This window comes from Streptomyces sp. JW3, from assembly GCF_052216785.1.
Lineage (GTDB): Bacteria > Actinomycetota > Actinomycetes > Streptomycetales > Streptomycetaceae > Streptomyces.
Genome location: NZ_JBQOUX010000176.1, coordinates 1 through 9951 on the forward strand (window position 1 = coordinate 1; position 9951 = coordinate 9951).

The window sequence follows — 9951 nt, forward strand, 5'->3', positions numbered from 1 at the left end:
GACGGCGGCATCAACGGCAACGGCCCGCTGGACGTCGATCTGGCCGACGTGAACATCGACGGCCCCGACATCACGGCCAACCGTCCGGACCTCACGGCGGGCGGCGGCACCTCCTCGGGGCCGGGTGGCGTCCGCACCCAGGGTTCGGCCACAGGGCTGGACGGGAACACGGCCACCGGCGGAAACACCGGGCTGGGGGCGAACACGGGGCCGGGCGGCGACTCAACCACCGGCGCGAACACAGTGCCCGGCGGAAACACCACCACCGGTGGGACGAACCCCGGCGGAAACACAACCACCGGTAACACACCCCGCCCCGGTTCCACGACGTCTCAGCCACAGGGTGAGGGTGACGTCCAGGACGCCGACACGACGCAACAGCAGCCGCCCGGAACCGACACCGCCGACACCGCCGACACCACCAGCAATGACACCGGAACCGACATCCCGGACAGCGCGCAGGACACGCCGCTGCAGTCCGGGAACGGCGAGCAGACCGGCACCCCGGTCACCACCACCCCGGCCCCGCTGCCCTCCACCGCCTCCGGACCGACCGGGACGACCACCACCGGCAGTCCCAGCCCGGCCTCCTCCCCCACTCCGTCCACCACCAACCCGCCGCGCACGTCGACCCCGGGCCAGCAGGACGACACGGTCACCCCCACCACCCCGGCACCGACCCCGGACACGGACACGGACCCCGTGGTCTCCACGAACCCCGACGCCGCCAACGTCGACACCGGTACCGACACCGGACCCCGGCCCACCGCCTCGGACCTCCCGACACCGGTCACCACCACCGGCGGTGGCCCACCGGCGTCCCAGACAACCACCGCGCCTCAGTCCGGCGCCCAGTCCGATGCCGTACCGGACACCGATCCCGACGCCTACAGCGACACCAGCAGCGACACCGACAGCGACACCGGCAGCGATCTCGACGACACCTGGGACAGGCAGAGCACCGCCTCGGACGCCACCGAGCTGACCGAACCGGACCCGGAGGACGACCACACGGACGTCGTCGCCCCGCCCGTCACCTCCTCCGGCCTCCCGAAGCCGGACCAGGACCCGGCCCCGGCCCCGCTCCCGGCCGACGCCCCCGTCGACCTGACCCCCGTCCCGTCGCCGCCCCCCGCCTCCCGGAGCGGGGGCTTCGCGGACGCGCGGGCCGACGCGGTGCCGACCCCGCGGAGTCACACCTGGGTCGACCCCGTCTCCCAGCCCGTCGGCCCGGACGGCACAGCCACCCAGTACGTGGTGCGTTCCTCGTTCGACGTGCGGCGCTTCACGCACGACGGCGAGCCCGTCACCGACCTCACCGTCACCTACCGCGTCACCGGTGCCCCCGCGCTCGGTCCGCAGGCCGACGGCGTACGGCAGCGGCTCGACGCGGGTGTCGACCGGGTGTTCAACACCCCCGGCCACCGGCTCCCCGACGGCAGCCGGCTGCATGTCACCGTCGTCCCCGCCGCGCCCGGCGAGACGGCGCACCTCGACGTCTCCCTGACCGCCCCGGCGGACGGTGTGCCCGCCACCCACCACTCGTGGCCCGCCGACATCTCCGACTCCGACCTCGCCCACGAGGTGGGCCACCAGCTCGGCCTGCGCGACGAGAGCGGCCTCGACCCCGCGGCGCCGCAGCGCGGCGGCACCGACAGCCTGATGGGCGACCACTCCGCCGGCCGCGGCGTCCGCGGGCCCGAGCCGGAGACGACGTATCAGCCCGGCGGGCTGCGGCCCCGTCACCTCCAGCTGATCGGCGCCCTGGTGGGCGACCCCGCCGACGACCGCCCCGGCGGCGGCGGCCGCGACACCCCCGGGCCCGTCCCGGTCGCCGCGCGGCACGGCGCCGACCCGCCCGCCCCGGTGGTCCCGCCCGCCGACGTCACCGCCGACCCGGACGCGATCGAGCTGGTCCCGGTCGCGACGACGTCCACACCGGTCCCGGACACCACCGGCCCCGACTTCACCGGCCCGGACCCCACGGGCGAGCCGCCCCTCCCCCTCACCACCACGACCACCGACGTCCCGGCACCGGAGCTGCCGGTCATCACCGTCACCTCGCCCGAGGGCGACACCGCGCCGCCGTCCGAGCACCCGTCGGACAACGGCCCCCGCCCCTCCTACCTCGGCGGCTACGGGCGGCGGCACGACGGCCAGGTGGGTCTGGTGCACGTGGAGCCGTTCGCGCCGGACGTCGTGGCCGCCGTGCACCGGCAGGTCGTCGCGGCGCTGGGCCGGCCCGCCCCGCGCGACGGCGACCCGGTCCTGGCCCAGCTGCGGGACGTACTGTCGGCCGAGCGGATGGCGCTCAATCTGCCCTATCTGCGCAGCGCGGGCGGCCACCGGATCACGCTGCGGGTGAACGGCGCCGACCGGGACGTCGACGTACGGCTGGCCCTGGACGAGGCCCGGCCGTCCGCGCGGCAGGGCTCGCTCGACACCAGCGACCCCGACAAGCACGTGGAGCGGCGCGGCCAGGGCACCCGGGAGATCGTCTCGGCGCAGCCGTCCGGGACCTATTCGACCGTTCCGGTGCCGTGGTCCGGTTCGGTGCCCATCGCGGCGGCGGGCCCGGTGCGTTCGGTGGACATGGGCCTGTCCGCGACGCTCACCCACAACCAGGCGGACGGCTCCACCACCGTCACCCAGGTCGTGCAGACCACCAGCGCGCAGCGCTGCAACGAGCCGTCCCGGGCCTACGACTTCACCGGCAACTGGCAGGTGCGGGTGGACGCGCCCGCGCCCGACCCGGCCACCGGCGCCGCCCCCGCGCCCACCCCCGCCACGGACTGGCGTCCGGCGCAACCGCACGGGCCGGTGACCATCTGGTTCCCGCAGCACCTGGTGGACGCCGACGCCGACCCCACCGAGGAACTGCCCGCCCCGGCCGCCCTCGACGACCTGCCGGTCTACGGCGTGGACTCGGTGCTGAACCCGCGGCGGCTGTACGAGGGCGCCGCCGACCACTTCCGCGCGGACCTCGACCCCACCGCGTCGGCACAGCTCGCCGACTTCCTCTCCGAGCCGGTGCTGCGCGGCACGCTGCCGATGCAGCGGGACGGCGGGCTGTACTCGCCGGTGCTCACCGACGCGCACGGCCGGGCCGTCGGCATGATGCGGCTCGACGCCCGGGTGACGCCGGTCACCCCGGTGGCCAAGAGCATCGCCGGGAAGATCAACCTGGAGAGCCACCTCGTCAACACGGTCAAGAACGACCAGAACACATCGTTCAACAGTGGGGTGAGCGTCACCGGCAGTCTGGGCCCGTCCCTCACCGCCGACACGGCGAAGGGCCACCCGGACGCCACCAGCGGTCTCGGCGGCAGCGTCTCCGGCCGGATCACCGGCCAGGCCGGGGCGCAGAACGCGTTCGGCACCAGTTCGCTGGCGGCCACCATGCACGCGGTGCGTACCAACCGCAGCCACCTGCTGACCGAGGCGGACGTCTCCTACACCCTCACCCTGATCCGGCCGGACGGCAGCGAGTCCGCCTATACGCCGGGGAACTGGCCGCACGGTCTGGACCTGCGCATGCTCAGCGCGGACGACGCCCGGGGACACACCCCGACCGAGGCGGAGGTCCGCGCGCTGCCGCCGGAGCTGGCGACGCTGGAGTCGGTGGGGCAGTCCGTCGCGCCGCTCGGGGTGGACGGCGCGGACACCCTGTTCGACGAGGCGGAGACCCGGCTGCGCGACAACGGCTTCCTGCCGCCGCCGTCGACCGCGCCGAGCCGCGGCAGGCTGCCCGACGAGACGCTGGTGCAGGCGCGGTTGAACAACCTGCGGCGCCTTGCCGAGCTGCGGTCCCAGCTCGGGCTGCGGGCCGCGACCGACTCCGTGCTGGACGGCGGGCACTCGCTGTTCCTCGAAGTCCCCTCGGTGACCGGGCGGCAGCGGGTGCGGCTGGTGCTGGGGGCGACCCGGGACCCGGAGCGGCCGGTGCGGCACGCCAGGGTGCTGCCCGGCATCCAGGTGGAGGGCGTGGCTCAGTCGGCGGGCGGCGGCAACGGCCGGCTCGGCAACACCTACGGCGGCGCCGTCGGCTTCGGCGGCGGGCCCAGCCTGCCCACCCCGCACGCGCGGTGGACGCTGAGCGGCAGCGGCGACTACCAGGCGACCGGGCAGAGTTCGCTCGGGAACACCACCGTCACCACGGTCGGCCACGACCAGTTCTTCATCGGCACCGGGCAGGACACCCACGAATTCGCGGTGCCGGCCCGGCTCACCCTGGACCTGTACCGGGGCACCGGTTCCGACCCGCTGGTCAGGTTCGCCTCCCCGGCGGCCGCGCCACACGACTCCGCCGACCTGGAGGCCGGCCCGGACCCCGCGCCGCACGGCGTCCGGGGCACCGTCCGGCTGGCGGTGCCAGAGCACCGCACCGTGCCCACCGAGGAACCGGCGCCGGCCGGCGCGCCGCACACCGTGCGTCCGGCGACCGCGCTGGACACCGACCGGCTGGCCATGACGGACGCCGCCGGCCGGCCGCGCCCCGACGTGGTGCGCATACCGGACGACGCCCTGATCGACGTAGTACGCGGCTCGGCGGCGCTCCAGGAGGCCTTCGAACGGATCGTCACCGGCGGCCTTCCCGACGCGACGGCCGACACCTCGACCACCCCGACCACCCCGACCACCAGCACGCCCACGCCCGCGTCCCCGCCCGGCACGATCTCCTCGCTCGTCAACCGGTTCACCAGCTTCCTGGGCAGCTCACTGACCGGCAACGCGCCGCACGACAGCACCACGGTGGCCGCCGAGTCGCGGGCGACGGCGTTCTCCCCCGGGTCGCTGGTGGCCCGGGGACACCAGATGTTCGGCGGCACCTATGTGGTGGAGGGGCTGACGCTGCCCGGTCTCGGCGCGGACGGGCAGCTCACGGTGGAGATCCAGGCCGTCGCCCGCGCACCCCGGCTGACCCAGAGCGTCAACCAGTACCTGGAGACGGGCATCTCCGCCGCCGACTCGGCGCAGCAGTCCAAGGGCTTCGCCAAGACCCACGGCTTCGGGCTGGCCGGCACCCTGACCCAGAACAATTCGTCGTCGCCCACCACTCCCGCCACCACCCCCGCGACCGATCCGGAGCCCAACCCGGACGGCGGCGCCTCCACGGCGCAGCCCGTGGGCCCCGACGTCCGCAACCCGTCCCGCTTGTCCTCCTCCGTCCGCTACCAGTACGACCGCAAGACGGACAAGACGGACACCCTGATCAGTACGACGGTGACCAACCGCGTCGCCACCCAGTCCGGCCTCCAGCACCGGATCGTGGCCGACGTCACCTATCTGATCACCGTCCGCTCCGGGCACCGCAACGTCTTCGCCAACACCGTCGGCTACGGAGCCGCGCCGTCCGTCACGCTCGCCGTGGACGTGCCGCGCGGCCTCCAGTTCCTGATGACCGAGAGCCAACTGCGGCGCGACCGGCGCTGGCTGGGCGGCGTCGAAGGACTGCCCGCCGACGTGCCGCCCGCCGACCGGGAGAGTCCGCCGCTGCCCAGCCGGTACGTCCGGGACGGCACGCTCGGCCTGGCCACGGTCACCTCGGTCACCGAACTCGCCCCGCCCGCCACGGACGGCACGACCGGAACCGACGGCACGGACGGCACGAACGGCACGAACGGCACCGACGGCACCGACACGAGCGACACCACCGACAGCACCGACAGCACCGACAGCACCGACAGCACCGACAGCACCGACGCGCCGAGCAGCACGCGGCCGGCCGAGCAGCGCGACCGGCTGCACCGTGAGGTGCGGCAGCTCATCGACCGTTTCGCGCCCGGCGTCATGACCCCCGGCCACGCCTCCTACCTGCCCGGTGTCGCCACCCTGATCGCCGACCACACCAGCGTCTCCGGCAAGCGGGCGCTGATCGGACGCGGCGGCCGGGAGACCCGGTTCAGCTTCCGGCACCACCGGTTCGGCGGGGCGTCCCTGGTCGAGGTCACGCTCTCGGCCCGCCCCACGACCAGCGTCGCCGACCGGGCCGCCCGGCGCGGCACGGCGGTACCGGGCGACAAGTCCGGCATCGAACAGTGGGGTTCGCACACGGCGACGGGGCAGTCGTCGGTGGACACGGAGAGCCGCCAGCACCGCTTCACCGGCAACCCGCTGGCCCGCTTCACCCGCCCCGACATGGACGACCGCACGGACCGGCTCGGCCCGTCCGTGCAGGTGGCGGCGGCCTCCAGCAAGGCGGCCAAGCGGGGCCGCACCGCCGAGGACCGGTACTGGCTGCGCACCGACAGCGCCGCCGACTTCGACGACCTGGAGTACGAGTTCACCGCCACGGTCCGCTCCACGTACGTCACGGACTGGCCGCCCAACGTGCTCGGCGCGATGATCCAGCGCGGGATCGTCACCTGGGACGACGCGGACACCGCGACCCGGAGCTGGCTGAGCCGCACCCTCGCCGGCGAACTCGGCGGCCAGGCCCGGGTGCCGGCCCTGGTCAGCGTGCGCTTCACCGGCAGCGAGAGCGCCGCCCCCGCTCCCGACGGGCAGGCCCCGGTGGTTCCCTCGGTGTCGTCCGTCGATCCCCGGCTGCTGTACAACGGCCGGGCGCCGCTGAGTGACACCGACTTGTTCCATCCGACCGGCAACGTGCCGGTGTACGGCTTCGACGCCTGGGACCAGCTCTACACGGCGCTCGACCAGGTGGCCCCGGCGACCGGCGGCGGCTGGCGCGCCCAGCCCGCCTCCCAGTCCGACGAGGGCGCCTCGGTCCGGCTCGGCGAACTGCTCCAGGCCGGTTCCGTCACGCTGGACACCCCGCGCCTGACCGGCGGCATGCTGCCGTCGATGCCGGGCGCGTTCCCGCTGACGGACGGCCCGGAGCAGCCCACCCTGACGGTGTCGCTGTACCGGCCGAGGGCGGTCACCGACGGCGGCGACGTGGCCATGGACCGGCTGCGCGTCACCCTCGACAGCAACAGCACCGTGTCCGGTGGCGACACCACCGCCGGGGTGTCCCTGCCGTTCGTGCTGAGCACCGACGACCCCGACCGCAACCTGATCGGCGCCACCCCGCCGTTGGTGCTACGGCCGGTGGACGCGAGCGGCTTCGGCAGCAACGTGTCCGGGACCCGCCGGGACTGGCTGAAGACCGGCAGTACCAGTCTTCCGGCCGACGGGGGGCGCGGCACCCGCAGTTACGAGGTCCGCGCCGACGTGCACATCGAGGTCGCGGGGCCGGACGGGGTGCGGCACGTCACCGGCACCGCCATCCTGCGCGTCGAGGAGCGCGACGCGCTGGGGCACGGCATCACCGTGCCGCGTCCCCGCCCCCGGGTGTACGATCTGCCGGCCCTGCTGGCCGCGCACACCGGCGCCGGGCCGGCCCAGTGGGCGTCGACGCCGGTGCACGACCTGCCGTCGGCCCTGGTCGCCGGACTCGACCCGGCCGACGACGGCTATCAGTTCTGGCTGGCCACCGGCACCGATCCGGACGGCTCCCGGCTGGCCCTCGCCCTCTACGGGTCCTCCCGTACGGCACGGCTGACCGGTCACCCGGTGGAACTGGTCACCCGCGGTCCGGAGGGGCTGCGCATCTGGTCGTTCGACCCGGACGGCACCCTGACCACACCGTCCGGCCCGGCCCCGGGTCCGGCGACGGACGGCACGGGCGATCCGGCCCTGGACCGGGCCTGGCGCGACTTCGAGACCGTCGCCGCCGACCTGGACCGGGCCACCGCCGACCACGGGAAGGCGCTCGCCGACGAACGTGAGCTGAGGGATCTGCGGCCGGACGCGGCCGACACCCTGTCCGCGGCGGTCACCGCGCTCGACACCGCCCGCACGGGCGCCACCGAGACCGCCGCGACGGCCACCGCCGCCGAGACCGCCGCCGACCGCGCCGAGCAGGAGGTCCGCGACCTTGACGGCCGGATCGGCACACTGACCTCGGTCATCACCGAGGCCCGGGGCACCGTCGACTCGCTGACCGACGCCATCGCGAAGGGCGAGAACCGGGAGACGCGTCTCGACGAGCAGGCGACAACGGCCCGCACACACCTGGCCGACCTCACCGCGCAGGCCGCCGACGCGACGGCCAAGACGCCGAAGACGGCAGGCGCGACGGAACCGACGGACTCGACGAACTCGACAGACCCGACGGACACGACGGACGCGACGGACACGACGCCTCCCGCCGTCGACCCCCGGCTCACCGCCCGGATCGACGCGGCCACCGCCGAGGTCGACCGGCTGACTTCGGAACTCACCGACGTACGCGCCCAGTTGACCCGGAACCGTACGTCGCTCCAGCAGACCGAGACCGCCCTGACCCGCGACGAGGCGGCGCTGAAGACGGCACAGGACCGGCGCCCCGGTCTCGAAAGCACCGCGCGGGACCTGCGCGCGACCGCCGGCACGATGCGCGAGCGCGCCGACGAGGCGGCCCTGCTCCTCCAGGACACGCAGGAGGCGCACGACCGGGCCGCGCAGCGACTCGGCGAGATCGACACCGCGCTGGACGACGCCCTCGGCCGTCGCGACGACGCCGCCGCCCGCCGAGCAGCCGCGGAGACCGCGCTGCCCGGCGCGTCCGGCCCGGTGCTGGCCGCCGGCCCCGCCGCACTGCCCTCCTCGCACACGACGCTGGCCTCCGCCCCCGCGCGCCGGCCGGGCTCGGGACTCCCCCGCGAGGCGGGCCCGTCCACCGGCAACACCCCGGCGACGGTGACAACGCAGCACGACGACACCTCCGACGACCACACCTCCGACGACAGCAGCAGCGACACCGACACCACCGATGACGGCACCACCCCAACCGACGACGGCCACTCCGAGGCGGAGACCGCACTCACGGAGCCGGAGCCGACCCCGCCGGCTCCGCCGAAGGACACCCCGCCGAAGGACGACGACGCCTCGGACCACGGCGAGGACGAGGGGCACGGCGAGGACGCGGACACCGGCACCGCCCTGCCGCCGCCCCCCGAGCCCTTCCAGATCCGGGCCCCGCGCGGCGAGACCGTCCCCACGCCCGCCGACGGCCGGTGCATCCTCTACACCTTCATCGGCACCGACCCGCGGCGGGTGCGCGACCGGCTGCCGGGGCTGAGCACCACCGCCCCCCAGACGTACGCCTGGCTGGGCCGCCCGGACGCCGTGCGCGCCGATCTCGCGCGGGTCAGCGCGGGTGACACCTCCTTCGCCGCGCAGCAGGCCCGCGCCCACCTGCTGATCGCCGCCGACCACCTGCGGGCCGCGGCGGAACGCCGACTGCTCGACGCGCGGGCCGGCGGACCCCCGTTGCCGCCCGACGTGGTGGGCCAGGTACGGCAGACGCTCGTGCCGCGGTTCACGGCCGCCACGGCCGGCATGAACCGGAGCCGGCTGCTGGTCACCGCCGCGCAGTACGGCATCGACCGGGTGGCACGTCCGGAGGACATCAACGACGACCTGCGGGACCGCTACCAGGCGGCGCTGGTGGCGGAGGGTGTGACAGACGCCCCGCACGACCCGGGCGTTGTAACGATGTTCCAGTTCCTGCGGGACACCGGCCGGCTGCCCACGCTTGCCGAGCTGACCGACGACCAGCTCCGCAACGTGATCGACTCCGCCTACGTCGACAGCACCCGCCCGTTCACCGACGGCGAAGCGGCGCACGCGCTGAGCGCGGTACGGAACTGGTCCCAGTCCTGGAACAGCGACCGGGGCGAGATGTTCCTGCCGCTGCTCGCCGACACCCTGGACGTGACGGTGGAGGTGCTGCGTCCGGACACCACCACGGGCCTCGGCACCGTGACCCGCGTCGGCTCACCCAGCACCGGCCGGGTCCTGGAGGTGCACTACTGGGGCCTCAACCACTACACCGCGAGCGACGCGGGCCCGCTCACCACGACCACGACCACCAACACGCCCACAGCCGCCAACCCCACCTCCAACGCGCCCCGCACCCCCCACGACACCCCCAGCACCCAACCCCCCGGCCGCAACCGCCCCGCC

At 74.9% G+C, this 9951-nt stretch carries 1 pseudogene; it reads left to right on the forward strand.

Annotated features, from left to right (window positions below):
- Positions 1-9951: pseudogene (locus tag ACTT8P_RS36955) on the forward strand (hypothetical protein); the annotation flags it as partial.